General features: G+C 63.3%; 28 protein-coding genes and 1 tRNA gene. 12 read left to right on the plus strand and 17 right to left on the minus strand.

The genetic code is table 11. The features are described from left to right. Nucleotides 1-19: 19 nt before the first annotated feature. From PTE31013_RS24765 to PTE31013_RS09475, 4 genes are all read right to left on the minus strand, one after another. Complete coding sequence (locus PTE31013_RS24765; protein ID WP_174978497.1) at nt 20-178, minus strand: hypothetical protein; 159 nt, start codon at nt 176-178, stop codon at nt 20-22. Between the two features lie 118 nt (nt 179-296). Then, nucleotides 297-941, minus strand: coding sequence for an FMN-binding negative transcriptional regulator (locus PTE31013_RS09465; protein WP_150612549.1), 645 nt, complete (start codon nt 939-941; stop codon nt 297-299). A 127-nt stretch (nt 942-1,068) separates the two neighbouring features. Continuing rightward, nucleotides 1,069-1,521: a DUF2501 domain-containing protein gene (locus PTE31013_RS09470; RefSeq protein WP_150612692.1), complete on the minus strand. Its 453-nt coding sequence runs from the start codon at nt 1,519-1,521 to the stop codon at nt 1,069-1,071. 161 nt (nt 1,522-1,682) lie between these two features. Continuing rightward, nucleotides 1,683-3,305 (minus strand): restriction endonuclease, encoded by a 1,623-nt coding sequence (locus tag PTE31013_RS09475; protein WP_150612550.1) that lies wholly within the window; start codon nt 3,303-3,305, stop codon nt 1,683-1,685. A gap of 416 nt (nt 3,306-3,721) precedes the next feature. Here PTE31013_RS09475 and PTE31013_RS09480 point away from each other — a divergent pair, with 416 nt between their 5' ends. From PTE31013_RS09480 to PTE31013_RS09490, 3 genes are all read left to right on the plus strand, one after another. Then, nucleotides 3,722-4,411: a phosphatase PAP2 family protein gene (locus PTE31013_RS09480; protein ID WP_150612551.1), complete on the plus strand. Its 690-nt coding sequence runs from the start codon at nt 3,722-3,724 to the stop codon at nt 4,409-4,411. 136 nt (nt 4,412-4,547) lie between these two features. Further along, nucleotides 4,548-5,078 carry a glycine cleavage system transcriptional repressor gene (locus PTE31013_RS09485; protein WP_150612552.1) on the plus strand — a complete coding sequence of 177 codons (531 nt, stop codon included), beginning with the start codon at nt 4,548-4,550 and terminating at the stop codon, nt 5,076-5,078. Then, a complete protein-coding gene (locus PTE31013_RS09490) occupies nt 5,047-5,676 on the plus strand; it encodes an SRPBCC family protein (protein ID WP_150612553.1) in 630 nt (209 codons plus the stop codon). Before PTE31013_RS09485 ends, PTE31013_RS09490 begins: the two co-directional genes overlap by 32 nt. A gap of 77 nt (nt 5,677-5,753) precedes the next feature. Here the strand turns inward: PTE31013_RS09490 and PTE31013_RS09495 are convergent, their stop codons facing one another. Both PTE31013_RS09495 and PTE31013_RS09500 read right to left on the minus strand, forming a co-directional pair. After that, nucleotides 5,754-6,512, minus strand: coding sequence for an IclR family transcriptional regulator (locus tag PTE31013_RS09495; RefSeq protein WP_150612554.1), 759 nt, complete (start codon nt 6,510-6,512; stop codon nt 5,754-5,756). A 322-nt stretch (nt 6,513-6,834) separates the two neighbouring features. Beyond that, entirely contained in the window at nt 6,835-7,743 is a 909-nt protein-coding gene (locus PTE31013_RS09500; RefSeq protein ID WP_281351801.1) for an NAD(P)-dependent oxidoreductase, read from the minus strand. Between the two features lie 288 nt (nt 7,744-8,031). Here PTE31013_RS09500 and ybgC point away from each other — a divergent pair, with 288 nt between their 5' ends. From ybgC to PTE31013_RS09545, 9 genes are all read left to right on the plus strand, one after another. Next, nucleotides 8,032-8,514: a tol-pal system-associated acyl-CoA thioesterase gene (gene ybgC / locus PTE31013_RS09505; protein WP_150612555.1), complete on the plus strand. Its 483-nt coding sequence runs from the start codon at nt 8,032-8,034 to the stop codon at nt 8,512-8,514. Nucleotides 8,515-8,553: 39 nt separating this feature from the next. Beyond that, nucleotides 8,554-9,228, plus strand: coding sequence for a protein TolQ (tolQ, locus tag PTE31013_RS09510; RefSeq protein WP_150612556.1), 675 nt, complete (start codon nt 8,554-8,556; stop codon nt 9,226-9,228). A gap of 21 nt (nt 9,229-9,249) precedes the next feature. After that, entirely contained in the window at nt 9,250-9,684 is a 435-nt protein-coding gene (gene tolR, locus PTE31013_RS09515; protein ID WP_023873635.1) for a protein TolR, read from the plus strand. Then, entirely contained in the window at nt 9,681-10,730 is a 1,050-nt protein-coding gene (gene tolA, locus PTE31013_RS09520; protein WP_150612557.1) for a cell envelope integrity protein TolA, read from the plus strand. The genes tolR and tolA overlap by 4 nt, the downstream gene beginning before the upstream one ends. Before the next feature lie 101 nt (nt 10,731-10,831). Continuing rightward, nucleotides 10,832-12,124 (plus strand): Tol-Pal system beta propeller repeat protein TolB, encoded by a 1,293-nt coding sequence (gene tolB, locus PTE31013_RS09525; protein ID WP_150612558.1) that lies wholly within the window; start codon nt 10,832-10,834, stop codon nt 12,122-12,124. Between the two features lie 30 nt (nt 12,125-12,154). Beyond that, complete coding sequence (locus PTE31013_RS09530; protein WP_150612559.1) at nt 12,155-12,652, plus strand: OmpA family protein; 498 nt, start codon at nt 12,155-12,157, stop codon at nt 12,650-12,652. Between the two features lie 10 nt (nt 12,653-12,662). Then, entirely contained in the window at nt 12,663-13,406 is a 744-nt protein-coding gene (gene ybgF / locus PTE31013_RS09535) for a tol-pal system protein YbgF (RefSeq protein WP_246174171.1), read from the plus strand. Between the two features lie 274 nt (nt 13,407-13,680). Further along, nucleotides 13,681-14,796 carry a YeeE/YedE family protein gene (locus PTE31013_RS09540; protein ID WP_150612560.1) on the plus strand — a complete coding sequence of 372 codons (1,116 nt, stop codon included), beginning with the start codon at nt 13,681-13,683 and terminating at the stop codon, nt 14,794-14,796. 106 nt (nt 14,797-14,902) lie between these two features. Then, nucleotides 14,903-14,978, plus strand: a tRNA-Lys gene (locus PTE31013_RS09545). 636 nt (nt 14,979-15,614) lie between these two features. On the opposite strand, the gene PTE31013_RS09555 is transcribed toward PTE31013_RS09545, so the two are convergent. The 11 genes from PTE31013_RS09555 to PTE31013_RS09605 form a co-directional block, all read right to left on the minus strand. Beyond that, nucleotides 15,615-16,316, minus strand: a complete 702-nt coding sequence (locus PTE31013_RS09555) for a dienelactone hydrolase family protein (RefSeq protein WP_150612561.1) — start codon at nt 16,314-16,316, stop codon at nt 15,615-15,617. Next, nucleotides 16,313-17,440 carry a branched-chain amino acid ABC transporter substrate-binding protein gene (locus PTE31013_RS09560; protein WP_425495553.1) on the minus strand — a complete coding sequence of 376 codons (1,128 nt, stop codon included), beginning with the start codon at nt 17,438-17,440 and terminating at the stop codon, nt 16,313-16,315. The genes PTE31013_RS09555 and PTE31013_RS09560 overlap by 4 nt, the downstream gene beginning before the upstream one ends. 143 nt (nt 17,441-17,583) lie before the next feature. After that, entirely contained in the window at nt 17,584-18,141 is a 558-nt protein-coding gene (locus PTE31013_RS09565; RefSeq protein ID WP_425495551.1) for a glutathione S-transferase family protein, read from the minus strand. A 101-nt stretch (nt 18,142-18,242) separates the two neighbouring features. After that, complete coding sequence (locus tag PTE31013_RS09570) at nt 18,243-18,629, minus strand: RidA family protein (RefSeq protein ID WP_174978498.1); 387 nt, start codon at nt 18,627-18,629, stop codon at nt 18,243-18,245. A 35-nt stretch (nt 18,630-18,664) separates the two neighbouring features. Beyond that, on the minus strand, nt 18,665-19,012 hold the full coding sequence (locus PTE31013_RS09575; protein ID WP_150612564.1) for a RidA family protein: 348 nt from the start codon (nt 19,010-19,012) through the stop codon (nt 18,665-18,667). A 26-nt stretch (nt 19,013-19,038) separates the two neighbouring features. After that, entirely contained in the window at nt 19,039-19,773 is a 735-nt protein-coding gene (locus tag PTE31013_RS09580) for an amino acid ABC transporter ATP-binding protein (RefSeq protein WP_150612696.1), read from the minus strand. Nucleotides 19,774-19,828: 55 nt separating this feature from the next. Then, nucleotides 19,829-20,929, minus strand: a complete 1,101-nt coding sequence (locus PTE31013_RS09585) for an amino acid ABC transporter permease (protein ID WP_150612565.1) — start codon at nt 20,927-20,929, stop codon at nt 19,829-19,831. Beyond that, the gene (locus PTE31013_RS09590; protein WP_150612566.1) at nt 20,929-22,074 is read right to left on the minus strand and encodes an ABC transporter permease subunit; all 1,146 of its coding nucleotides are present in this window, start codon (nt 22,072-22,074) and stop codon (nt 20,929-20,931) included. The genes PTE31013_RS09585 and PTE31013_RS09590 overlap by 1 nt, the downstream gene beginning before the upstream one ends. Before the next feature lie 28 nt (nt 22,075-22,102). After that, nucleotides 22,103-23,401: an NAD(P)/FAD-dependent oxidoreductase gene (locus PTE31013_RS09595; protein ID WP_174978500.1), complete on the minus strand. Its 1,299-nt coding sequence runs from the start codon at nt 23,399-23,401 to the stop codon at nt 22,103-22,105. An 80-nt stretch (nt 23,402-23,481) separates the two neighbouring features. Then, on the minus strand, nt 23,482-24,696 hold the full coding sequence (locus PTE31013_RS09600) for a pyridoxal phosphate-dependent aminotransferase (RefSeq protein WP_150612568.1): 1,215 nt from the start codon (nt 24,694-24,696) through the stop codon (nt 23,482-23,484). Between the two features lie 19 nt (nt 24,697-24,715). Then, entirely contained in the window at nt 24,716-25,654 is a 939-nt protein-coding gene (locus tag PTE31013_RS09605; RefSeq protein WP_150612569.1) for a fumarylacetoacetate hydrolase family protein, read from the minus strand. Nucleotides 25,655-25,674 lie beyond the last annotated feature (20 nt).

The following is a 25,674-nucleotide window of genomic DNA, read 5'->3' on the forward strand; positions in this document are numbered from 1 at the left end:
GATTGTAGCGGATGAACGACTATTCGGGGACGATACTGCCCGCACCGTAGGCGGCGCATTGCAGGGTCTGGGCTGGGCCTAGGTTATCGCACTCGTCGGCTTGCGCACTCGGCAGCCAGTCCTTCGCCAGGAACAGCACACAGAGCACCAGCGCGAGCGCAAGGAACAGTGTCTTCATTGCGGCATCCGAGTTGGGTTGCCGCATTGTATGCGGGGACGCCGCCGCGCAACCTGTCCCGCGCGCCCGGAAATTGTTTCCTTTCGTTACCACAGCAAGCGCCGGACCGGCGCTGCCATCAGTCGCCGGGCACCTCACCTCTGAGCGCAACGAGCGCCGCCAGCGGTTCGCTCAACGCCCCCTCGGCGCGCAAGCCATCGACCACCCCGACGCGATCGGGCATCGCGCGGTTTTGCGACATCTTGAATTTGCCTTCGATACGGCGAATCGGAATTTCCACGCCGACGATGGCACGCAGCATGCCGTCGATAAAATCGACCGGTGCGTCTTCCACCGCCCACGGCGCGGCACGCCGCTGCTCCTGCGATTGCGTGAGATCGCCGACGAGACGCCGCAACCACGACGCATCGTCGATCACGCGCGGCTTCCCCCAGACATGCACGGCAGCGTAGTTCCAGGTCGGTACGACTTTGCCGTGCTCCGCCTTGGCGGCATACCATGAGGGGGTGATGTACCCTTGTGGCCCCGTAAACGCCACGAGGCAATCGTCGACGTCGCGCAGCGCCGGGCCATGCGGATTGGCCCGCGCCAAATGCCCACGCAGGGTGCCGAACTCGCCTTCGTCGGGGTACATCAGGAACGGAATTGAATCGGCGATCAGCCCCTGCGGACCGGCGCTGACAAGCAGGCCAAGCGGCTGGGTTCGAATGAGATCGTGCAGGACTTCAGGACGATCCTCGGTAAAAGCGGCGGGCTGGTACATCGACGACTCCGGACAAAAGCAGCGGAAAGGGGTTGCATCTAGCGTATGCCCTCCCGTGGCCCCTGGAGAAGACCCAAAACCGATTATTTTCTTGGTGCCACCGCACGCCCCGCCGGCGCGATCGGGGTCAGAGGAAGGACTTGGCCTGATCGAGAATCTTGTCGCAGACTTGACGCGTCAGTTGCTCCTTGAGCCCACCGCCGTTCAGGTCGACGGTCTTGCCGTCGGGAGAAGACAATAGTCCCTTGGCGCCATCGAGATAGCCCGGGCTGGCCGCCGGCGATCCCGACTGGGTGCCGAGCTTGCCGAGCAGCTTGTCCTTGACGTCGGTCGCCGAACTCAGATTCCCGCCACTCAGATAGTTGTTCTTGACGCAGAACTGCAACACGCCCGTTGCATTGCCGATGCTGCCCGACGTCAGCGCGCTGGCCGAGCCAAGCCCGCCCAAGCTGCCTGCCAGGCCACTGGCATTACTGCCGCCGGCACCGCCGCCCACCGCATTCTTGAGCATATCGAGCTGCGCGCGCGCCGGCATGACTGCGCCGAAGGCCAGTACCAGCGCGAGGCCTATCCCCACCATCCCGGTCGGGAACCTGGTTTTGCCACCTGCATTCGCCGAATTCTCCGTGCGTCGCGACATACGATTCTCCGTGATGAAAATGACGTGAGTCAGGTGGGCTCACTATAGCAGGACGCTCTCGCCAAGACGGTCCATGACCGCCACCGGCCCGGGCGGCGCCGTCAGAATGGCGCGGCGGTGGTGGCGAGCGCCTCCGGCACGATGACGCTGGCATCGACGCCCGCGTTCTCCTTCAGAAGAAAGACCAGATGATGCCCAGCGAGCAGTTCGATGCGACGATCGCGCGCAAACTCTTCGACCCCGTCGTCGAACACCCCGGTTGTCATCAACATGCCGCGGGCAGCGCCAATCTTCTGCATCTCGGCGAGCATGGTGCGTGCGGCGGCGATCTCCAGACGCGCGCCGTTGTGCATTTCGCGGTACACGTGCACGACGACGTCCCCCCCAAAAATCGGATGCGGATCCCACGCACGGCAGGTCAGCATGCCCGCCTGCTCCCCCGGCAAAAGCGGCGGCCCCTCGAAACCGTGCGAGCGCAGCAAGTGGAACATCACCTGCGTGAAGTCCTTGTCGGAGAGCGTCATCAGATTGAAGCGGCGGTCGACGGCGACGTCGGCGTCGGTGACGACCGTCGTCATATCGACGCCCGCCACCGGTGCGACAGCCTGCAGCGCCTCGGGACACGCCGACACGCGCGCGCCGAGTGCTGCCAGATGCACCTCGGGATCGCCTTCGGCCAGCCTAAGGGCCGTGAAGTCGGCGCGCGTGGCGTGGACGCTCGCCAGACATACACGGGCATCGCCATCGCTGGCGTATACATTGAAGACGACGGCGTTCACCTGATGCAGTGGATCGACCGAGAACAGTTCGTGCAGCGAGCGGAGCACGATCTGGCGCAATGCGTTGGCGTACACCTTCGCACGCACGGCCTCACTGGCAGGCACGCCCTGCACAAGCCCCTGCGCGGGGTGGTAGTGATAGTCGAATACAACGGGCACGGCGGCGTCGAGCGTCGGCACGTCATAGCCGATGGCCAGCAACTTGTGGTGCTCGACGTAGTGCGCCGCGAGCGTCTGCGCAAACGCTTCCGGATACGGGCTGCGGCTGAGCACGATGCGCGCATAGCCCGTGATGGCCGCCGCTTCGCCGCGCAACAATGCCCCCTCGAAGTCGGCCACGGCCGCATTGTGACGTGCGCTCTCGGCCCGCGCGGCTTCCGTGGCCTTCTGCTGTGCGATCTGGAGAATCATCGAGCCTTGCGCCCGGCGGATCTTCGACGCCTCGTGCTCGCGTTCCGCATGGACGAACTCGCTGCGCGCCTTGGCGACTGCCTGCTCATAGCGCCCCGACGCGCCCGGCATGGCGAGTGCTAGCCGGCCCGGCTTCTCGGGCGCGAAGGTTTCCCATTCGGGCTTGGGCAGAATCTTCGGGAGGTGCCGGGTATCGAGCGCCGTCGGTGTGCTGCTCGCGCGCAGGTCGGCCGGCGGAATGCGCAGATCGCGCGCGAGACCGTCAGCGAGCAGGCGCTCCAGCCTTGCGACCGCCAGCTTGGCCTGGGCGCCCTGCGCTGCCGCTTCGGCCTGATGCCGCGCCACCTGCGCGCGTTCACGCGCGGCGGCGTCGGCGGCCGGCGCCGCGTCCAAGGCACGTTGTGCCTGATCCACGGCGCGAACTTCCGCCAGCGAGCGCGCCTGCATTTGCGCGTGCTGCTGCTCGCGCACGTGCGCGGCGCGCCAGAATTCCCGCGCCAGACGATCGATGATGCTCTCGAATCCCCGATTCACTATTGCCCCCGCGAGCGATATTGATTTTGTTTTGTCAAGCGAACTACACCATCCAACACGGCTGTTCCTTCGTTCGACGTCGGTATTGACGACGCCCCGCCGCCAGGTTCACCGTCCCGGTTGCGACCGCTGCGCCTTGTGCCATCGGGCCGCCTCCGACTTTTACGTAGGGGACGATTGTAGGACGATGGCCGCTCGCCCAGCAAAAAATCTTTCGTTTCCTTGCCGGGCGAGCATGTCACGCGCGCAGCACAGGCGCCCTGATCGTCATCAAATCGCCATGACGGCATCGACGTCGCCCGCCTGGGGGGAAACGTTGCGCAGATGTCATCAATGACGGCTACCATGTCGCGGTTTCCCCGAACGTCGATTCGTCTTGGTTCCGCTTGGTCCCTCTTCTCCGCCGACATCGCGACATGAACGATCCAGCACCTGCCTCCGCCGCCCCCGCGGCCGCATCCCTTTACCTGCGAACGGCATGGCTGAGCGCGTTCGCGTGCCTGTTGCTGACGTTGGCCGCCATCGCGTGGATCGATCGGCCGGTGGTGGACTTCGCCCATACGCATACGCAAGGTACACGGTGGATTCAGCACGTTGCGGCGCTGCCTTCACCGTTATTTGTGCTGGCCTGGCCGACGTTTGCGATCGTCGGCGCGGCGCTCGTCTGGCGCCGAGACCTTCCGGCGTGGGCGGTGACGCTGTGGCTCGCTGCTGGCGCCGTGGGCATCGGCAGCGTATTCAAGCAAGGCTTGAAGTTCGCTTTCGGGCGGACATGGCCGGCCACATGGATTCATGACAACCCATCGTATCTGCGCGACGGTGTGTTCGCGTTCCGGTGGTTCGGCGGCGACGGTGCGGCTTACGCGTCATTTCCCTCGGGGCACCTCACCGTGATGCTGGCGTTTGCGACGGTGCTCTCGCTGCGACACCGCGCCCTGCGCTGGCCGTGCGCCGTGGCGGTTGCGCTGACGGGCTTCGGCCAGCTTGCCGCCGCGTACCACTGGACGAGCGATGCCCTTGCGGGGGCCGCGCTCGGCATCGCGGTTGGCACGACGGTGGTCTGGGCCTGGCAACGCTGGGCAACGCGGCCGGTGATTGCTGTGTAGATGGATTGGCGGGCATGGCGTAGCGACACCCCCAGCGATTGCACTACACTTGAGCTTGCTGCGCGCGACGGCCCCATCGGGAAACGAGCGCGCGGTTTGCGCCGCCTCTTGCCCCTCAGTTTCGACGGAGCCTGTGATGACGACGTCCCTGATTCTCAATGTGATTGGCCCGGATCGCCCGGGCCTGGTCAACGCGATCGCCGATCGCGCGAGCGCCTCTGGCGCCAACTGGCTGGAAAGCCGCCTGGCCAATCTGGCCGGGCAGTTCGCCGGCATCATCCATCTGCAAGTCCCCGACGAACACGCCGACGCGCTTTCGCAAGCGTTGCAAGCGCTCGAAACCCAAGGCCTGCGCATCGCCGTCACACGCGCCCAAAGCGCCGCCGCCGACCCGGCCGCCCGTACGCTTCAGCTCGATCTCATCGGTCAGGATCACCCCGGAATCGTCAAGGAAATCTCGCACGTGCTCTTCTCGCGCGGCATCAGCATCGATGAGCTCGCCACGCAATGCGTCGAAGGATCGATGTCGGGTGGCACGCTGTTTCACGCGACGGCCCGGCTTCATGTCCCCGCGAGCGTCAGTACGGAATCGCTGCGCGAGACCCTGGAAAGCCTGGCCGACGACCTGATGGTCGATGTCGAACTCGATTCGCCTTCCGGTGCGTGAGCGCGCGCCGATGAAGCGGGTCGTCCTGTTCATCCTGGGGGCAACCGCGCTCGTCGCCCTGCTCTCGCTGCTGCCCCTGCCCTTCGAGCGCCAGACGCACATCGTGAACACGGTCACGCTGCACGCGCCGCCGCCGGTCGTCTACGACTATGTCACTACGCCAGCCAACTGGCCGAAGTGGCATCCGGCGTCACTCGCCGTGCAAGGCGCCACCGATCACTCGCTCGCTGTGGGGGAAAAAGTCGCCGAGGAATTTCGCCTCGCCGGACGTCACGGCATCATCCACTGGAAGGTCACCGAAGCGAAGCCGCCGCGCGAATGGCGTATCGAGGGCCAGATGAACCGGCGCCCGTCCGGCGAAGTCCGCTACAGACTCACGCCTGACGGCACCGGCACGCGCTTCGAGCGCGACGTCACCTATCGCACGCCGAATCTGCTGTTCCTGATGCTTGATCCGATCTTCATCGAACCGCGCATGCGCGCCGACTCGGCACAAGGCACGAAGCAACTCGAACAGGCCTTCGAGACCGCGACGGCCGGCATCTCCGCCCCCGCCCCCATGTCGGCGGTCGCCACAAGTCCTGCGCAAGCGCAGTAGCGGTGGGCGTTGCGATGTCGTGGTGCCGTGAACGTCGCAGCGTGGCGGCGTGACAGTGTCGCCGCGTAGCGCTTGTCTTACTCGTTGAACGTGCCCGCCATCGCCTCGGCGGCCGTCTGAAGCTCCGGCAAGAATGCCATGAGCGCGTCGAGCGTGCGACGCTGCGCGCTTGCCTGCACCGCGATGGCCGCGCACGCGCGATTACGGTCGAGCATCACGGGCACGGCCATGGCGATCATGCCCGGCACATGCTCTTCGTTGTTGGTGCCGACCCGGCGCTTGCGCGTCTCGGTCAACTCCTCGCGCAAGTCCTCGAGATCCGTGATGGTGTTCTCCGCACGTGGCCGCAGCGGCAGATGCGCGATCAACTTCTCGCGGCGCGCGCGCGGCAGGAATGCCAGCAACAGCTTGCCGCTCGCCGTGCAGTGCAACGGCACGCGCGAACCCGGCGCAAGCTTGAGCTGACGTGACCAATCCGTCTCCACACGGTCGAGGTAGACCAAGTCGTCGCCCGAGAGCATCGACAGGTTGCAGGTCTCGCCCAGTTTGTCGACCAGTTGCTGCAGGATGGCGTGGCGCGCGGCCGCCGGCCCGACATGCATCAGCGCATTGACGGCCATCGCGCGCACCCGCGATGACGGCTCGTAATGCCGGCTGCCGGCTTCGCGCGACACAAGCCACGCCGCTTCAAGCTGCTTGAGAATGCGATGCACCGTCTGCTTGGGCAGACCAATGGCGGCGACGATCTCCGCCAAGGTCATTGGCGTGCCTGACGCACTGAGAATTTCAAGTATGCGAAATGCGCGGACGGCCGCGGCGTTCGACTGATTGCTCATGTCGGTACTGGGGTCTCGGGGTCGAGTTGTGTTCTAGATCGTTATCGCTCGCGGCGGCCTCCCTGCTGCTCAACGTCGACACGCCACCGCCCCAGCCCGCTCCCAAGCTGCCACGCCGCCATGCCGTCGCACCGCGACGTCCCGTTTTCCGCATTCTAGTGCCAATCTGCCTCCGCTGACGATTGGAGACAAACCCGGAGATATGTCAAATACCGGATATCGACCACCGGCTGGCCGCGGGCGACGGCCCGGTCTTCCGCGTGTGCCACGCTCGCGAGGGCCGCCAAGGTCGCCATCGTGACGGCAACCCCGCCGATGCCGTTCAGGCCTTGCCCGACAGCACCCGCAACCGATGAATCAGGCTGGAGGTGTCCCAGCGCGAGCCGCCGAGCGCCTGCACGTCCCCATAGAACTGGTCGATGAGCGCCGTGACCGGCAGCGACACGCCGTTGCGCTGCGCTTCGGCCAGACACAGGCCCAGGTCCTTGCGCATCCAGTCCACCGCGAAGCCGAAATCGAACTTGCCGTCGATCATCGTCTGGCCGCGATTGTCCATTTGCCAGCTCGCCGCCGCCCCTTTATTGATGACGTCGAGCACGAGCGGCATGTCCAGTCCGGCGCACTGGCCGAAGTTGATCGCCTCCGACAGCCCCTGCACGAGCCCGGCGATGCAGATCTGGTTCACCATCTTGGCAATCTGCCCAGCGCCGGCCTCGCCAACGCGCGTGACGGCGCGACCGTAGGCGCCCAGCGTCGGCGCAACCCGGTCGAACGCCGGCGCGTCGCCGCCGCACATGATTGTCAGCACGCCATTCTTGGCACCGGCTTCGCCCCCCGAGACGGGGGCGTCGACGAAGTGCAGTCCTTTCGCGCGCGCGACGGCATAGAGTTCGCGTGCCACGTCGGCCGAGGCGGTCGTGTGATCGACAAAGACGGTGTCCGCCTTCATGCCCGCAAAGGCGCCATGCTCGCCGAGCACGATGCTGCGCAGGTCGTCGTCATTGCCCACGCAGGCGGCCACGATATCGGCGTCACGCACGGCCTCGGCGGGGGTGGCGGCAGCCGCGCCGCCATATGCCTTGGCCCACTGCTGCGCCTTGGCAGCCGTCCGGTTATAGACGGTGACCTGATGACCGGCACGTTGCAGATGACCGGCCATGGGATAACCCATTACGCCCAGGCCGAGAAACGCGACACGCACGGAGGTTGCTTGCGATGAAGGGGAAGTCAATTCGAGGGCCTCGCAGGTTGATTCGCTAGGAGGGAACCCAGGGGCGCATGGTACACGAGACGCCGACGGGGATCCTGTCTGAAATTCAGGGGGCTTGCGATCCATCATTATAGAGACGGGCGGCGCCTGGGCGCTAGCGCAATCCCCCGCCACACGGGGGATTCGCGCAAATTTGCCCCAGCTTGGTGCGGCGCCTGGCTTTCAGTAATTCCTCGTAAACAGCCGGCCGTGCTTCCGGTTTGAAAAATTGTGTTTCCGTGGCTGGCGTTGGTGCCGGGTTCCGATACAATGCGCGGCATGGCTGATTTTGATACCTGTTGGTCAATTCGCGTTTACTACGAGGACACGGACGCCGGAGGCGTCGTCTTCTACGCCAACTATCTGAAGTTCTTCGAACGGGCCCGTACCGAGTGGCTCCGTTCGCTGGGCATTGAGCAACTCGAGTTGGCCCGTCATACCGGCATGATTTTCATCGTTCGCGCGACCGCACTCGACTATCTGGCCCCTGCCCGGCTGGATGATCATCTCACCGTCAAGAGCCGCATCGAGCGCATTGGCGGCGCCTCCGTCGATTTTCACCAGGAAGCCTGGCGAGACGCGCCGGACGGCAGCAGCGAACTGTTGGTGCGCGGCAGCATCAAAATCGGCTGCGTGGGGGCCGATACCCTGCGCCCGGGCAAGATTCCCATGAACGTGCGTCTCGCCATGCAATCGGCCGCCAAGGTGGCCACCGCCGCAGCGGGCGAGCCTGCCCGTCCCGCAGCCGCCTGAAGCCAACGACAAGAACTCCGGTCAGTCAATAACCACACCATGCCCGATCAAGACCTTTCCATCATTTCGCTGGTCCTGCATGCCAGCGTGCTCGCCCAGGCCGTCATGGGCCTGCTGCTGCTGCTCTCGCTGCTCTCGTGGACGCACATCTTCCGCAAGATCTTCGCGATTCGCCGCGCCCGCGCCCAGACCGAGCGCTTCGAGCGCGACTTCTGGTCGGGTGGCGATCTTCAGGCGCTCTATCAAAGCGCCCTGAACAACCGGCATCAGACGGGCGCGCTCGAGCGCATCTTCGAATCGGGCATGCGGGAATACATCAAGGCGAGCGAGAAGGGTCTGCACGATCCGAATGCCATTCTGGACGGCGCGCGTCGTGCCATGCGCGCCTGTTATCAACGCGAAATGGACTCGCTCGAAGCCAATCTGCCCTTCCTCGCATCGGTCGGTTCGGTCAGCCCGTACATTGGTTTGTTCGGTACGGTGTGGGGTATCATGAACGCTTTCCGCGGCCTGTCGAACGTGCAACAAGCCACGCTCGCCAATGTAGCGCCGGGCATCGCGGAAGCGCTGGTGGCCACGGCCATCGGTCTGTTCGCCGCTATCCCTGCCGTGGTTGCCTACAACCGCTTCGCCAACGACATCGACCGGCTGTCGATCCGCTTCGAAAGCTTCGTCGAAGAATTCTCCAACATCCTGCAACGGCAGATTCACTAAGCACTCCGGGAGCGCCGAGACATGGCAGGTTCTATGCGCAACGCTCGCCGCGGCCGTCGCGCCATGGCGGACATCAACGTCGTACCCTACATCGACGTGATGCTGGTGCTACTCGTCATCTTCATGGTGGCTGCGCCGCTCGTCGCACCGTCGATCGTCAATTTGCCGAGCGTCGCCAACGCGAGTCCGCAGCAGCAGACGCCGCCGGTGGTCGTCAACATCGAAGCCGATAACCGCATGCTGGTGCGCTACAAGGATGGTGAGAACACCATTGAGCAGCGCATGAGCGGGGGCGATCTGACCGGGTTCCTGCAAGGTCGTCAGGCCGCGAACCCGGATCAGCCGGTCGTCATTGCCGCCGACAAGTCGGTGCGCTATGAAATCGTCATGAACGTGATGTCCGATCTCAAGGCCCAGGGCGTCAAGCGCGTGGGCCTGCTCGTCAAGCAGAAATGAGCCGCACCGCAGCCCGCCCCGACCGTCCCCATCGCCCCATCGGCCCACGCCACGATGAGCGCGGCACCGGACGGGCATTTCTCCTCGCGCTGTTCATGCACGCGTTGCTGTTTGCGCTGCTCTTCTATGGCATGCGCTGGCAGAACAGTTCTCCCGCCGGTTCCGAGGCGGAGTTGTGGACGCCCTCGGAAGTCGCCCAACCGACGCCCCCGACCGTGGTGACGCCGCCGCCGACGCCCGCCCCGCCCGCCGTGGCCGCGCCGACGCCGCCGGCCGAAGACGCCGACATCGCCCTCCAGCAGAAAAAGCGCAAACAGGAGCAGCAAGCCGCCGAGCAGGCCCGCCTGCTCGAGGCGCAGCAGGAGAAGGCGCGCCAGGAAGCCCTCAAGCAGAAGCAACTTGCCGAGCAGCAGGCCGCGGCCGAGCTTGCCCGCAAGAAGGCGGCGGAGGAAGCCGCCCATCAGCAGAAGCTGGCCGATCAGAAGAAGGCTGACGAGGTGAAGCGTCAGAAGGATGAGGCTGCGAAGAAGGCCGAACAGTTGAAGCAGCAGCAACTGGCCGATGCGCAGAAGAAGGCGGACGCCGAGAAGAAGGCTGAGCAAGACAAGGCGGCCAAGGCCAAGGCCGCGAAGGAAGCGGCAGCGCAAAAGGCGGCCGACGCTGCGCGCGCCGAGCGTCTGGCGGCATTGCGCGGGATGGCCGGCGGCACAGCGGGCGCGACCGGCAACGGTCTGGGCTCGCAGGCGGGCGGTACCGGCTCGGGCGCGGGCGGCACGGCGTCGGCGGGCTATGCCGATCGCGTGCGCGCGAAGGTCAAGCCCAACATCGCCTATGGTGGCGACACCGCGGGCAATCCCACGGCCGTCGTCTCGGTGCGCCTCGCCCCGGACGGCAGCGTACTGTCGATGCAGCTGGTCAAATCGAGCGGCAATCCCGCCTGGGATGCCGCCGTGCAGTCCGCCATCACCAAGTCCGACCCCTTGCCACGCGACACCAATGGCAAAGCCCCCCCGAGCGTCAACCTGCGCTTTAGCCCCAAAGGCTGAGTGTGTTGTCAAACGGGAACGAAAACCGAGCGACGCGAGTCCATTTTCATCCGAGTGTGGTAAAAATGGCGCTTGCAACGCGTAACTGACCAATCGAACGCATGCGAATTTCCAGTCAATATGCATGGCGTGCGCTGGTGGCCACCTGGCTCACCGCAGCGTGCACGATCGCCCATGCGCAGACGCCGCTGACCGTTGACATTACGGGCGTCGGCACCAATCGTTACCCGATCGCCGTGTCCAACTTCAAGGGCGCCGCGCCGACGGACATCGTGTCTGTCGTGAAGGCCGACCTGACCAACAGCGGGCGCTTCAATCAGATCGACACGGGCGGCACCGCTGTGGGCGTGGACGATTCGGTCGATCTCGGTACCTGGCGCGCCAAGGGGGCGAACGCCTTCGTCTCGGGCACGATCGTCCCGGCAGGCAACGGCAACTTCCAGGTCAGCTTCCGCCTGTACGATGCCGTGAACGGACAGCCGCTCGGCGGCCTGGCCCTTACCGCGTCTGCGGCGAACCTGCGCCTGACGGCGCACAAGATTGCCGACTACATCTACCAGAAGCTGCTGGGCGACCGCGGTGTGTTCGCCACGCGTCTGTCCTACGTCTTGCATAGCGGCAACCGCTACCAGTTGCAGATTTCGGATTCTGACGGCCAGGATGCGCGCGTTGCGCTCAACAGCCGGGAGCCGATCATCTCGCCGGCCTGGTCGCCGGATGGCACGAAGGTCGCCTACGTCTCGTTCGAGAAACGCAAGCCGGTCGTGTACATCCACGATCTGCCCACAGGCCGTCGTATCGTGCTGGCCAACGAGAAGGGCAACAACTCGGCCCCTTCGTGGTCGCCGGACGGCAGCAAGCTCGCCGTGGCCCTCTCGCGCGACGGCAACACGCAGATCTATCAGGTCAACGCCAGTGGCGGTGGCCTCAAGCGGCTGTCGCGCAGCGGCGCGATCGACACCGAACCGCAGTATTCGCCGGACGGCAAATGGATCTACTTCACGAGCGATCGTGGGGGTGGTCCGCAAATCTACAAAATGCCGGCCGGTGGCGAAGGGGCAGGCGCTGCGCAGCGCGTGACCTTCAAGGGGAGTTACAACGTCAGCCCGCGAATCAGTCCCGATGGCAAGTTGCTCGCGTTCATTGCGCGTCAAGGCGGCGGATTCAAGCTGTGCGTGCAGGATATGAGTACTGGCGATGTTACGGCTCTGACCGACACCAGCCACGACGAGTCACCGAGTTTTGCCGCAAACGGCAAGTACATTCTTTATGCAACGCAGTCGGGGGGCCGAAAGGTTCTCGCGGCAGTCTCGGTGGACGGGCAAACCCGGCAGATTCTTCAGGTTCGGGGAGGGGAAGTTCGCGAACCCTCCTGGGGCCCTTTCATGCAATAACATCAACAGCATCATCAATCGGAGGCTCAAATGAGTTCCCTGCTTCGTAACATCCTCGCCATCTCTTCGCTGGCCGCTCTGGCCGCTTGCTCGTCGGGCGTGAAGCTCGACGACCAGGCTAACGCCAACAAGGGTCAAGCCACGGACGCCCGCGCTGTCGCTCCCGTCGACGCCTCGGCTGACGAACTGAACAACCCGAACGGCCCGCTCGCCAAGCGCAGCGTGTACTTCGGCTTCGACCAGTACAGCGTCGATGCACAGTACACCCCGATGCTCCAGGCACACGCCGCCTTCCTGAACAAGTATTCGCAGCGTCACGTGCTGGTGCAGGGCAACACCGACCCGCGCGGCACGAGCGAGTACAACCTGGCGCTGGGCCAGAAGCGTGCCGAGGCTGTCGTGAAGGCCATGTCGGCACTGGGCGCCAACACCAACCAGATGGAAGCCGTTTCGCTGGGCAAGGAAAAGGCCACGGGTACGGACGAGGCGAGCTGGGCCCAGGACCGTCGCGCCGATCTGGCTTATTGATTGAATCGTCATGACGTCTCGTTTGCTTAAAAACATGATCTGCGCGGTGACGCTCGGCACTGCGGTGCTGAGCCCGCTGGCGCATGCCGGATTGTTCGATGACGACGAGGCGCGTAAAGCGATCCTCGATATCCGCAGCCGTCTGGATTCGGACAAGCAGCGGATCGAAGGGCTCACGCGCAACGTGCTGGATTTGAACAATCAGATTCAGCAGTTGCAGCGTGATCTGGCCGACCAGCGCGGTCAGAACGAAGATCTGAAAAACCAGCTTGCGAACCTGCAACAGAGTCAAAAGGATTTCTACAACGACCTCGATGGTCGCCTGAAGAAATTCGAACCACAGCAGATGACCGTCGGCGGCGTGACCGGCACCGTCCAACCGGGCGAGAAGGATATCTTTGACGCCGCGCTGACGAAATTCCGCAATGGTGACTACAGGGGTGCGCAGACGGCATTCCGGACCTTCTCGGCCAAGTATCCCGACAGCCCGTATCAACCCGAAGCGCAGTTCTGGCTTGGCAATGCGCAGTACGCCAACAAAGATCTGAAGGGGTCGACCGCGACGCTGCAGGGGATCGTGACGAAGTATCCGACGAGCCCGAAGGCTGCCGAGGCGATGCTGGCGATTGCCAGCAACCAGGCGGAATCCGGGCAGATTGCAGCAGCGAAGAAAACGTTGCACGATTTGATGGCCAAGTATCCGGACAGCGAATCGGCAGCGGAGGCCAAGAAGCGTGCGGCCAAGCTGAAGTAAGACGCCCCACGGGAGACTGTGCGAACCTGCCCTCCGTGAGACGTCACTCGTCAAACGCACAACGCCGCCTTTGGGCGGCGTTGTGCGTTTCCGGCATTGGCAACGTGCCCGGCACATCCAGGCTTTCCGGATGACTGCCGCGACCTCAAGTAGAATACGGGCTTTGCAAGCGTTCAAAGCGCGGCACCCCCGATAACCACAACGTTGGCCACGCCCCGTGGCTCGCGACAACGAATTGAACGGCCGGGCACGGCCGCCATCGCCTTCTCGCCTCATGACCGACGTCGATCTCACCGCCCTCTCCCACACCGTGGTGTGGTTCACCTTTGCGCTGGCCTTTGTGTTTGGCGCTGTACTGCAGCGCACGCATTTCTGCACGATGGGCGCGCTATCCGACATCGTGAACATCGGTGATTGGAACCGCATGCGCATGTGGTTGCTCGCCATCGGTGTTGCGACCATCGGCACGGGCGTGCTGGCATCGCAGGGCATCATCGATCCGGTCAAGGCGATTTACACGACGCCGCGCTTTACGTGGCTGTCGTATCTCGTCGGCGGCTGGCTGTTCGGTTTCGGCATGGTGCTGGCGTCCGGTTGCGGCAGCAAGACGCTGGTGCGCATTGGCGGCGGGAATCTGAAGTCGCTGCTGGTTTTCGTGATGATCGGGTTGTCGGCCTACATGACGCTCAAGGGCCTGTTCGCCGTATTGCGCGTGACGGCCATCGATAGCGTGCAAACGACGTTTGCGACGTCGCAGGATTTGCCGACGTTGTTAGGCGGCCTGTTTGGCGGCGACGTGCATCGCGCACAGCTCGTGCTCGGGTTGGCGATTGGCGGCGCGTTCGTGATTGCGGCGCTTGCGAGACGCGAATTCTGGACGTTCGACAATCTGCTGGGCGGCCTCGCCGTAGGGGCGATCATCGTGGCGCTGTGGTACGTCTCGGGCAAGCTCGGATACGTTGCCGAGAATCCGAATACGCTGGAGGAGAGTTTTGTCGCAACGAATTCCGGGAAGATGGAAGCGCTGTCGTTCGTCTCGCCGCTGGCCTACACGATGTATTGGCTGATGATGTGGAGCGACACGAGCAACGTCGTCACCCTGGGCATTGCCAGCGTGTTGGGCGTCGTTGCCGGGTCGTTCGTCTACGCGCTGGCGTCGCGCAATTTCCGCTGGGAAGGTTTTCAGGGCACGGAAGACACCGCGAATCACATGGCAGGTGGCGTGCTGATGGGTTTCGGTGGCGTGACGGCGCTGGGTTGCACGGTGGGCCAGGGATTGTCGGGCGTGTCGACGCTGGCGCTGGGTTCGTTCCTCGCGACGGTGGCAATTCTCGTGGGCGGCGTCTGCGCATTCAAGTACCAGATGTGGCGCATTGAGCGCAGTGTTTGAGCGCAATTCGCACGCATATGCGCGGAATGGCGCCGAAACGGACACATCCACGCCACGCTGGTCTTGACACTATGGTGACGGCGTCGCTATAATCTTTTTCTTCGTTGGGTCGTTAGCTCAGTTGGTAGAGCAGCGGACTTTTAATCCGTTGGTCGCAGGTTCGAGTCCCGCACGGCCTACCACGAATTCAGGGGCTTGCAGAGATGCAGGCCCCTTCTCATTTGCTCCGCAAATTCCCTCTTGCTTCGCGCGGAGAAAACCGCGTGGCGCGTCTATTCCATCTCAATCGTCCCTGCCGCTAGGATTGTTATTTCAAAAGCGAAATTGCATTCGCCGCCATGCCTGTCCGTGAGGAACTGGCCTGACTGGTCCAGCCGCAAGGTCTCGACCGTCATCCGGACGTAGCGCTTCGTGAGGCTCGTGGATCGCCCTCACGTGGGTGAGCTCCATGACTGATTCGTCAATCAGATCGAGCGCATCCTGTATCACTCGGCCCCTTCCCCGACCTACGGCCGCCGCGCAAGGCCTCTGCTGAACAAAGTCCCTCCCGCCGTGATCCATGCTCTCCATCTTCCGGCGTTGTCGACTGGCCAACGGACAGTTGTCGGCCGCTGAGCGTTGTTTAACCCGTGCCGTTTTGTGCTGACTACCAGTTCATCACCAACTTTGAGCGTTTAACCCCGTCGATACATGTAGTGGCAAAAGCATCAAACTCGCCTCCGCCGATCATGACACGTGTGTGCTCATCCGGCGCGAAGTCCGCGAAACGGGTGCTCAATCTGAACAGGCGGGCCGCCGCGGTCGCGACGGCCCGCCTTTCATCGAGGTTTGCGCAGGAACTGCAGCGCACGTTTGTGCGCGAGGGCGGCCGCGCCCGCATGATAGGTCTCGCGCTCCCTGCAGTTGAAGCCATGCTCGGCGCCAGGATACGTGTGCACTTCGGCGTCGCGACCGGCAAAACGTTCGCGCAACGCGCCCGCGAGCGCAAGTGGCACATGCGAATCGCTTTCGCCGAAGTGGAATTGCATCGGTGCGACAATGCCCTCGCACTGGTCCAGCTGATGCTGGATGCCACCACCGTAATACGAAACGCCGATATCGATCATCCGCTCGGCGGCGGCCGCGAAGGTCAACCAACCGCCGAAACAGAAGCCAACCGCACCGACCTTTCCTGTCACCTCCGGCAGCGCGCGCAGACGCTTCGCCGCCGCGCCGACATCGGCGACGGCGAGCGGCTTGTCGAGAGCCTCGTCGTAGAGCTGATTTGCACGCACGCGATCCTCGCCGTGATAGCCGATCTCGAGGCGCGGCGCGATACGCCAGAACATGTCCGGTGCAAGCACAACGAAACCCTGCGCCGCATATTGCTCGACGACGCCGCGAATGTGCGCGTTGACACCGAAGATCTCCTGCAACACGAGAAGCCCCGGACCACGGCGCGCGGGCGGCAACGCGAGAAATCCTTGAAAACTTCCGCCATCGTACGCGTCGATGTCGATCCACGAAGTCGATAAACTCATAACGTCACCATATCGAGAATTGTCTTCTTGCCACCTTTGTACGTGTACAGCGTAATCACACCGTGCGACAGATCGCCGTGTGCATCGAACTTCGTCCGCCCGGTGACCCCCGCATAGTCCGTACTCGGCATCGCGGCGAGGATCTTGGCGGGATCGATCGAATTCGCGCGCTTCATTGCGTCGACGATCACGTACACTGCGTCATACGAGAACGGCGCGTAAATCTGGATCGGTTCGCCGAAGCGCTTCTCGTACTTCGCGGCGAAGGCCGCGCCTTGCGGCATTTTCTCCAGCGCTTCTCCCGCTTCCGAGCACACAACGTTATCAGCCGCTTCGCCTGCCAGCAACGGCATTCTAGCCGTGCACATGCCGTCGCCGCCGAGAATCTTCGCGCGTAAGCCCAGTTGCCGCGCCTGACGCGCGAACGGACCGCCGGTCGGGTCCATTGCGCCTACCATGATCGCATCGGGATCTTCACCTTTGATCTTCGTGAGAATCGCGCGGAAGTCAATCGCCTTGTCGTTAGTCGCGTCGTGCGATAGCACCTTGATACCGAGCGCTTCGGCCGCTTTCTGGAACTGATTGGCGAGGCCCTCGCCGTACGCGGTCGAGTCGTCGACGATCGCGAGCGTTTTGACCTTCAGCGTTTCCGCAATATATTTCGCGAGCGCCGGACCCTGCTGTGCATCGGTGCCGACCATCCGGTACGACGTGCGGAAACCTTGCTGCGTATAGACCGGGTCGGTCGCCGACGGCGAGACCTGGACCAGACCGGCATCGCTATAGATTTTCGAAGCAGGAATTGTCGTTCCAGAGTTCAGATGGCCGACCACTCCAATCACGTTGTCGTCCACGAGCTTTTGCGCAACCTGCGTGGCCTGGCGCGGGTCGCCGGCATCGTCCTGACTATCGAGCTGCAGCGTGATCTTCTGACCGCCGATCACGAGTCCTTGCGCGTTGATTTCTTCGATCGCGAGGCGAGCGCCGTTTTCGTTGTCCTTGCCGACGTGTGCCATGCTGCCGGTCAGCGGCGCGACGCTGCCGATTTTCACGACGGTCTGCGCGTGCGCGACGGCCGCAGCCGTGCCCAACGAGAGCGACACCGCGACGCACCACACATTCATTTGCCTTGTTGCCATATTCATCTCCATCAGTTTTTGTTTGCTACGCGTAAAGGAAGGCCCCGCCGCGACGACAATGTGTGCGGATTTGCGCCCGAGGAATGCCGCTCCCTACCGGAGCGGCGAAATCGAATTCGTTGCGATACTCAAGGGGCCAGCAAGCCTTCCCTCTCAAGTGCGCGTCGCACCGCGCCGCGTTGCGCGACGCGTGTCGCGAGTGCCGTCCACGCCGGGAAGTCACGATGCATGTCATACCGAAGCGTCTTCGCGCGGCCCCAGATCCAGAACGTGAGCAGACATCCGTCGGCGACCGAATAGCACGAACCGGCGGCCCATTGATCGCTCGACGCGGCGAGCCTGCGCTCCACCATCTCCCAAACGGCACGCGACGACACACGCCCCTTGTCCGCGACTTCACGGCGGGCGGCATCGCTATCGGCGAAACGCTCGGGCCGCCGCAAATGGCCGAACGTTTCATGCAAACCCGACGCGCACCATGCGACCCATTCGGCGCAACGCGCCTCGCCTTGCGGATCGCCGGGCCACAACGCCGCGTGCGGAAAGCGCCGCGCGATATACAGCAGCACCGCGGGCAATTCCGTCACGACGAACCCATCGTCGACCAGCGTGGGGACGCGCCCCTTCGGATTGATGGCGAGATACCCGGCCGAGCGCTGCTCGCCGTCGGCCAGCGCAATGCGCACCGGCTCGAATGCCTCACCCGTTTCTTCGAGCGCGATATGCGCGGCAAGCGAGCACGCTTCCGGCGAATAGAAAAGCCGTGGAACGGTTGATTGCGCGGAAATCATGCGTCGTCGTCGATCACGGCCGTGCCGTCGATCTCGATCAGCACACCCGGCGCGAGTCTCGCGACCTCGACCGCCGTGCTCGCCGGCATCGGTGGTTTCAGATAGCGCGCGCGCACATCGCGTACGGTCGCCATCGCCTCGATATCGGTAAGGTGGATCGTCAGCTTGACGATGTCGGACAGCGTCGCGCCGGCTGCGTTGAGCGTGCGTTTCAGATTCTCGAACGCCTGCGCGGTTTGCGCCTCGATCCCGCCCTCGACGACCCTGCCTTGCGCATCGCGACCAACGTGGCCGGCGAGATAGACCGCGTTACCCGCCTTCACCGCGTAAGAGTATGTCGGCATTGCATGTGTGCCCTGCGGCACGATGAACTGCTTTTTCATCGGGTATCTCCAGTGGAAACGGGTCCCTCGCCCGATCATGCTGCCGCAATCACGATCAGTTCGACGAACAGCCCCTTCGACGCGAGTTGCGCCTGCAAGGTCGAGCGCGACGGCGCGTTTTCCTTGTCGACCCATGCGTCCCACACTTCGTTGACCGCGCCGTAATCGGCAACGTCGGCAAGAATCAATGTCGCGTTCAGAATGCGCGACTTGCTGCTGCCGGCCTGCGCAAGCAGCGCTTCGACCTTTGCCAAAATCTCCTGCATCTGCTCCGCGGCGGGCTTGTTCGCCGTGCCGACCTGTCCGGTCAGATAAACGGTGCCGCCGTGCACGACGCTCATGTGAATGCGTTTGCGGAAGTCAAAGCGTTGAATGTCGCTCATGGTGAAATTCCTTTTGCGTTAAAGGTTCAATGCATTAGTTGCCCGAGAAAATCCCGGGTACGTTCGTGAAGCGGATTCGAGAAGAAGGATTCGGGCGGTTGATCCTCGACGATCGCGCCGGCGTCCATGAAGATGATCCGGTCCGCGACGCGGCGCGCGAAGCTCATCTCGTGGGTGACGCACAGCATCGTCATTCCCTCTTCAGCGAGCGTGACCATCGTGTCGAGCACTTCTTTGATCATCTCCGGATCGAGTGCCGACGTCGGTTCATCGAAGAGCATCACTTTCGGATTCATGCACAGCGCCCGCGCGATGGCGACACGCTGCTGCTGGCCGCCCGAGAGCTGCCCCGGATACTTGTCGGCCTGACTCGGAATCTTCACGCGCTCGAGATAATGCATCGCACGATCGCGCGCCTGGTCCTTCGTGAGACGGCGGGTGCGCACGGGTGCAAGCATGCAGTTTTCGAGCACCGTCATGTGCGGAAAAAGATTGAAGCTCTGGAACACCATGCCGACCTCCCGGCGGACTTTCTCGATGCTCTTCGTCGCGCCCGACAGTTCGACGCCATTGACGACGATCGTGCCTTGCTGATGTTCTTCGAGCGCGTTGATGCAACGGATCATTGTCGACTTGCCAGAACCCGAAGGCCCGCAAATGACGATACGTTCGCCGCTTTGAACAGTCAGATCGACATCCTGCAGAACGTGGAAACGGCCGTACCACTTGTTGACGCCGCGCATCTGGACGGCTGCGGTCATGCCGTCCGGTCTGACCGGAGGCATCGTTATCGGATGGGACATGGGGACTCCGCGCTTAGCGTAATGTTTGAAAACGCTTCTCGACGTACTTGCCGTACTTCGACAGGCTGAACGATCCGATGAAGTAAATCAGTGCAACGAACACATAGACTTCCGTGTGATACGCACTCCACTCGCCGCTGTGATAGGCCGCCTGCGCCGAGGCCATCAGATCGAAGAGCCCGACGATGATCACCAGCGACGTTTCCTTGAAGGTGATGACGAACTGGTTGATCGTCGCCGGCATCGCAATGCGGAACGCCTGCGGCAGCGTGATCAACGAGGTCGTGTGCCAATAGCTCATGCCCAGCGCCTGCGAAGCCTCGACCTGTCCACGACCTACTGCCTGCAAGCCGCCGCGCACGATCTCCGACTGGTAGCACGCGAAGAAGAACGTGAAACCGACCAGCGAGCGTACGAGTTTGTCGCCCTGAAGCACGTGCGGCAGCATCAACGGAATGATGACCGTCGCGGAAAACAGGATCGTCAGCAGCGGCAGCGAGCGAGTCACGTCGACGATAAAGGCCGTCAGATGACGGAACACCGGATAGCGGCTCTGGCGCAACAGCGCGAGACCGATCGCAACGGGCAAACCGAATGCGATGACCGTGATGTAAATAAGGAGCGTAAGCGTGAGGCCGCCCCAACGTGACGACGTCACGACGTCGAGACCGAACACGCCGCCGTGAATAAACAACAGGAACAGCAGGTAGCCGCCGAGCCATACCGGTACCATGCGCGCGGCGCTCCACATGCGCGGCATGCACGCCAGTGCGAGCGTGCAGACGGCGATGACGGACGCGATCGCCGAACGCCACTGCTCCTCCATCGGATACAGGCCGAACAGGATGATGCGCCAGCGGGCGCGAATCACCGACCAGCATGCGCCAGTTGCGTCGCTACAGCTTTGCGGCGTCGTGCCGAACACGCCGTTCACGACGGCCCACGACAGCACGCGCCACAGCACGAACGCGAGGACCAGCGTGCTGAGCGTCGACAGTATCCAGTCGCCTGGACCGGGCAGCGCGCGTTTCTGTCGCGGCGGACCTTCGCCGACGGACGAAGGCGTCCGATGCATGGCGTCGCCCGACAGCGGAAGCGGATCGACCTTGTTCATCAACGGTTCCCCTTGAAGGCGATCGCGCGGTTCAATACGTTCATCACGAGCGTCAGTGAATAATTCAGTGCGAAGTAGACGACCATCATCGCGATCAGGAATTCGACGGCCTGGCCGGTCTGACTGATGCTGACCACGGACACCGAGTACACGTCGGCATAACCGATTGCACTGCCGATCGCCGTGGCCTTCACGATGAACAGGAAGATGTTCCCGAGGGCGGGCACCATCGAGCGCAGCGCGATCGGAAAGCGCACGCTGGCGAACGCCGCGTACGCCGGCACCCCGAGCGCCTGGGCCGCCTCGATCAAACCGCGCGGTACCGACAACAAGCCGCCGCGCACGATTTCACCAATGTAGGCGGCGGAAAACAGCACGGTGGCAAGCACCAGCGCGATCAGTTCGAGCGGCACGTTCCAGCCGCCGCGAAAGCTGAATCCGGTCATACGCGGCAAGTCGACGACAACCGGTCCGCTTCGCAGCAACACGACCGACAACGCGATCAGCGCGATGGCAACGATTGCCAGCGCGAGGTTCGCCACGCGCCGCCGAGTCGCCGCGCGTCGCCAGAGAGCGCATGCGCCCAACGCGACCAGCGCGACCGTCCACGCCCAGCCAAGCCCCGCCGATCCGACCTTCACCGACGGAAGGAACAACCCTTGATTGCTCATGAACGCGGCATCGAAAAAGGCCGGTGGATTCGCCCTCGGTGCCGGCAAGGTCGTCAGCGTCGCGTACCAAAACAGTGCCTGCAACACGAGCGGTACGTTGCGGAATATCTCGACGTACGCGCGGAACATCTGCGCGACGACGCGATTTGGTGCGAGCAGTCCGATGCCAATTACCACGCCGAGCATGCACGCGAACATGATGCTCATCACGCTCGCGCCGAGCGTATTGACGAACGCGACGACGAGCGTCCACCAGTATGGATCGTCGGGGGTCTGATCGAGGAAGGGCGAGCTGATCTGCCAGCCGGTCGCGCGATCGAGCACGCCAAAGCCGTACGCGATGCCTTGCGCGTGCATCCGCTGCCACGCTGTCGCCATCGACCAGCCAATCAACGCGACCAGCACGGCCACGACACCGATCTGAAACGTCCAACTGGCGATGTGGTTTTTCCGGTATGTGGTGTTGCCGTTCATTGCAATACCTCTCAAAACAGAGTTCACGCTAGATCGCGCGAGCCAGTCCTTTCGGCCGGTCGGCCCACGCGTAGTAGTTGAGCAACGCAGGCATCGTCCAGCGATTGCGTGCGAGTAATGGCAATGCCGGAAAGCTCGCGTTGTCGAACAGCGTTTGCGCTTCGTCGGGCCGATCAAGAATGCGCGCTGCCGCCTTGCGCGCGAGATACGGTCCCATCGCGTTGCCGGAAAAACAGTAGCCGAGCGCGTAGTGCATGCCTTGCGGACTCACGCCGACGTGCGGGAACAGATCGCGTGTGCCGGCACAACGGCCCGCCCATCCATGCGTGATACGCACATCGGCGAGCTTTGGAAAGATGAAGCGCAAGTCGTCTGCGAGTGCGGCGAGCGTGCGTCGCGACATCGAAGGGTCGCTGCCGGTGCGGCCTCCGAACAGCAAACGCGCGCCATCGGGCGAAAACGTCATGAAGTGCGAGCGGCGGCGATTATCGTGATATGTGCGGCGTTGCGGAAGCACGTCACGCCACGTCGCGTCGTCAAGTGGTTCAGTCGCGATCATGTACGAGTTGATCGGCGCGAGTCGCTGTTTGAACCATGGAAGCGCATCTCCCGTGTAACCGTTTGTCGCGATCAAGACATCGCGGCACGCGATCACGCTGCGCGCCGTGTGCACCACGAAGCCATCACGCGTGCGTTCCATTCGCGTCACGGGCGTATGCCCGACGATGCGCGCGCCCGCCGAAATCGCACGTTGCAACATGAACTCCATGTACAGGCCCGGATGAATCGCGCCATTCTCGATCACGCGCACGCCGCCGAGATAGAGCGGTGAGCCGAGTTCATCGGCAATGCGCGTACGATCGAGTACGTCGATTTCTTCGCCGAGCAGCCGCGCTCGCCGCACATATTCGCGTGTGAGGCGTACGAGATGCGCGTCGCTCATCGCACCAATCACGCGGCTGCATTTGCGCCAGCCGATCGCGTCGCCCGCTTGCGCGCCGAGCCCCGCGAGCGCATCGTAGGCCGCGCGCAGTTCGCCGAAATAGCCGATCGCCGTCGCTTCGCCGAGCGTGTCGCACAGTTCACCGAATGCGTGCTTGAAATTGCGCCCGATCTGACCGCCGTTGCGCGTACTCGCGCCGCCGCCGGGACGGCCCGCATCGAGCGCGAGCACGTCGCGGCCCGCGTCCGCTAGCACGCGCGCTGCTTCGACGCCTGTCAGCCCCGCGCCGACGATCACGACATCGCACTTCTGCGGCAACGACGCGTGCGCATCGAAGGTCGCGTCGTGCGGACGCGCATCGGCCCAGTACGGATGCAGCGCCATCGCGTCGCCCGATGTGTCCGAAGAAACGCCGGGCGAAACATCGTACGAAGCAGCCTCGCGGATTGAATCGGAAGGCGGTGTCATCGGAGGCTGGAGCAGAACTGTTGAAGGCGGCGGCACGCTTCGTCGAGCACGTCCTGGGACGCGGCGTACGACACGCGGAACTGGCCGGGACTGCCGAACGCCGATCCGTGCACCACCGCGACGCCCGCTGTTTCCAGGAGTTCGCGTACGAAGTGCTCGTCAGTGTGCAGGACAGTGCCATTCGCCGTCGAGCGCCCCAAGAATTCGGTGCACGACGGAAATGCATAGAACGCGCCGTCGGGTGTCGCGCATTCGATTCCCGGAATCGCCCGCAATGCGTCGATCACCTTGTCGCGCCGCGTACGGAACGACGCGCGAGATTCGGAGACGAAATCTTGCGGTCCGTTCAGCGCCGCGGCCGCCGCGAACTGCGCGATCGACGAAGCGCCGCCGGTCAGTTGGCTTTGCACGAGTTCCATCGCCTTGATCAGTGGCGCGGGACCGCCCGCGAAACCAACACGCCAACCAGTCATCGCGTAGGCCTTCGACACGCCGTTGACCGTCAGCGTGCGATCGGCGAGGTCTGGGCAGACCTGCGCCAGCGTCCTGTACGGATCGTCGGTGTAGATCAGATGCTCATAGATGTCGTCGGTGAGGATCCAGACGTGCGGATGGCGGCGTAGCACCTCGCCGAGCGCGGCGATCGACGCGCGATCGAGCACCGCACCCGACGGATTGTTTGGCGAGTTCAGGATCAGCCAGCGCGTTTTTGGCGTGATCGCGGCATCGAGCGCTTCGGGTTGCGGCAGAAAGCCGTCAGCGGCCGACGTCGACACGAACACCGGCGTCGCGCCGCATAACTGCGTGAGCTGCGGATACGACACCCAGTATGGCGCGGGAATCAGCACTTCGTCGCCAGCATTTAGCGTCGCGATCATCGCATTGGCGATCACTTGTTTCGCGCCCGCGCTCACGACAATCTGATTCACCGCGTAATGCAGGCCGTTATCGCGCGCGAACTTCGCGGCGACCGCCTCCTTCAGCACCGGCACGCCTGACACCGGCGGATAGCGTGTGCTGCCTGCGGCGATCGCCGCGCACGCTGCTTCGCACACGTGCCCAGGCGTATCGAAGTCCGGCTCGCCGATCGACAGCGACAGGATGTCCTTGCGTCCCGCCGCGCGCAGATCACGCGCTTTCTGCGTGATCGCGATCGTCGCGGACGGACTGATGCGCGACAGCGCGGCGGAACGTGCAAATGCGTTCGACATGTTCACTGTACCTTTCCCGTTAAACCGCGCGAATCGGATTGCTCAAACGCCCGACACCTTCGATCGATACGTCAATCGTGCCGCCGTACTTGCGTAGATCGATGGTCGCCATCTTCCACGGCTCGACTGCGGGCACCGTGCCGACCGATACGATGTCGCCCGCTTCGAGCGTGTGCGCGGCCGACAGATACTCGATCAGTTCCGGAATCCGGTACACGAAATCGGACGAATGTCCCTGCTGCACGAGTTCGCCGTTCAGATGCGCGTCCATTGCGAGCCGGTGCGGGTCGGGCACTTCGTCGGGCGTGACGAGAAACGGCCCCATCGGAGAAAACGTATCAAAATTCTTCCAGCGGCCAGGATAGGTCAGTTGCTCCTCGCTGCCGTCCTTGCGGCGCAAACGGATCCATTCGGACGTCGCGCGCAGATAATGCGCGGTCAGATCGTTGTGCACTGTGTAGCCGAAAATGTGCCCGGGCGCGTCAGCGGCAGCGATGTGCTTGCCGCCTTTACCGATGATCAGCGCAAGTTCCACCTCCGGGCCGACACAGCCGATGTCGGGCAGCTCGATCGGATCGAACGGACCGGTGATGCAGGTGCGCAGCTTGATGAAGTATTGCGCGCGCGGATTCTCCGGCTTGATTGAACGTTCCCAGTTCGCGCGTCCGTTGATCGCAATCGCGAAGAACTTCGGCGGTTCGGTAACGGGGGCGCGGAAATGCAGTTCGTCGAGCGTGAGTGCGCCCAGTTTCAGCGCTTCCTTTTCGTCGAGCTTTTCCAGCTTCGCGCGCAGCACATGGAGATCGATGTCGCCGGTGTTGGTAAGCTCGATGAATTCGACCATCGATTTCAAGGGTCGATCAATCAACGTCGCAACATCGACGATCAACCCACCCTTAAGATGCACACCGACGTGAATGTGCGGTGAGTCCGGCGTGTCGTATTGGCAAAGACGCATGGCGTTCAGGTTCCTTTGAG

This window comes from Pandoraea terrigena, from assembly GCF_902459705.1.
In the GTDB taxonomy this organism is placed as follows: domain Bacteria; phylum Pseudomonadota; class Gammaproteobacteria; order Burkholderiales; family Burkholderiaceae; genus Pandoraea; species Pandoraea terrigena.

Excerpts from the sequence above, each read along its gene's own strand:
- PTE31013_RS09540 (WP_150612560.1), top strand. The coding sequence starts at position 13,681 with ATGACCGACGTCGATCTCACCGCCCTCTCCCACACCGTGGTGTGGTTC.
- PTE31013_RS24765 (WP_174978497.1), bottom strand. The coding sequence starts at position 178 with ATGAAGACACTGTTCCTTGCGCTCGCGCTGGTGCTCTGTGTGCTGTTC.
- tolA (WP_150612557.1), top strand. The coding sequence starts at position 9,681 with ATGAGCCGCACCGCAGCCCGCCCCGACCGTCCCCATCGCCCCATCGGC.
- PTE31013_RS09465 (WP_150612549.1), bottom strand. The coding sequence starts at position 941 with ATGTACCAGCCCGCCGCTTTTACCGAGGATCGTCCTGAAGTCCTGCAC.
- PTE31013_RS09590 (WP_150612566.1), bottom strand. The coding sequence starts at position 22,074 with ATGAACGGCAACACCACATACCGGAAAAACCACATCGCCAGTTGGACG.
- tolR (WP_023873635.1), top strand. The coding sequence starts at position 9,250 with ATGGCAGGTTCTATGCGCAACGCTCGCCGCGGCCGTCGCGCCATGGCG.
- PTE31013_RS09495 (WP_150612554.1), bottom strand. The coding sequence starts at position 6,512 with ATGAGCAATCAGTCGAACGCCGCGGCCGTCCGCGCATTTCGCATACTT.
- ybgC (WP_150612555.1), top strand. The coding sequence starts at position 8,032 with ATGCGCGGCATGGCTGATTTTGATACCTGTTGGTCAATTCGCGTTTAC.
- PTE31013_RS09585 (WP_150612565.1), bottom strand. The coding sequence starts at position 20,929 with ATGAACAAGGTCGATCCGCTTCCGCTGTCGGGCGACGCCATGCATCGG.
- PTE31013_RS09560 (WP_425495553.1), bottom strand. The coding sequence starts at position 17,440 with ATGAATGTGTGGTGCGTCGCGGTGTCGCTCTCGTTGGGCACGGCTGCG.
- PTE31013_RS09605 (WP_150612569.1), bottom strand. The coding sequence starts at position 25,654 with ATGCGTCTTTGCCAATACGACACGCCGGACTCACCGCACATTCACGTC.
- PTE31013_RS09595 (WP_174978500.1), bottom strand. The coding sequence starts at position 23,401 with ATGGCGCTGCATCCGTACTGGGCCGATGCGCGTCCGCACGACGCGACC.
- PTE31013_RS09580 (WP_150612696.1), bottom strand. The coding sequence starts at position 19,773 with ATGACCGCAGCCGTCCAGATGCGCGGCGTCAACAAGTGGTACGGCCGT.
- PTE31013_RS09575 (WP_150612564.1), bottom strand. The coding sequence starts at position 19,012 with ATGAGCGACATTCAACGCTTTGACTTCCGCAAACGCATTCACATGAGC.
- PTE31013_RS09570 (WP_174978498.1), bottom strand. The coding sequence starts at position 18,629 with ATGAAAAAGCAGTTCATCGTGCCGCAGGGCACACATGCAATGCCGACA.
- PTE31013_RS09480 (WP_150612551.1), top strand. The coding sequence starts at position 3,722 with ATGAACGATCCAGCACCTGCCTCCGCCGCCCCCGCGGCCGCATCCCTT.
- PTE31013_RS09600 (WP_150612568.1), bottom strand. The coding sequence starts at position 24,696 with ATGTCGAACGCATTTGCACGTTCCGCCGCGCTGTCGCGCATCAGTCCG.
- PTE31013_RS09555 (WP_150612561.1), bottom strand. The coding sequence starts at position 16,316 with ATGAGTTTATCGACTTCGTGGATCGACATCGACGCGTACGATGGCGGA.
- tolQ (WP_150612556.1), top strand. The coding sequence starts at position 8,554 with ATGCCCGATCAAGACCTTTCCATCATTTCGCTGGTCCTGCATGCCAGC.
- PTE31013_RS09530 (WP_150612559.1), top strand. The coding sequence starts at position 12,155 with ATGAGTTCCCTGCTTCGTAACATCCTCGCCATCTCTTCGCTGGCCGCT.
- PTE31013_RS09485 (WP_150612552.1), top strand. The coding sequence starts at position 4,548 with ATGACGACGTCCCTGATTCTCAATGTGATTGGCCCGGATCGCCCGGGC.
- ybgF (WP_246174171.1), top strand. The coding sequence starts at position 12,663 with ATGACGTCTCGTTTGCTTAAAAACATGATCTGCGCGGTGACGCTCGGC.
- PTE31013_RS09490 (WP_150612553.1), top strand. The coding sequence starts at position 5,047 with ATGTCGAACTCGATTCGCCTTCCGGTGCGTGAGCGCGCGCCGATGAAG.
- tolB (WP_150612558.1), top strand. The coding sequence starts at position 10,832 with ATGCGAATTTCCAGTCAATATGCATGGCGTGCGCTGGTGGCCACCTGG.
- PTE31013_RS09470 (WP_150612692.1), bottom strand. The coding sequence starts at position 1,521 with ATGGTGGGGATAGGCCTCGCGCTGGTACTGGCCTTCGGCGCAGTCATG.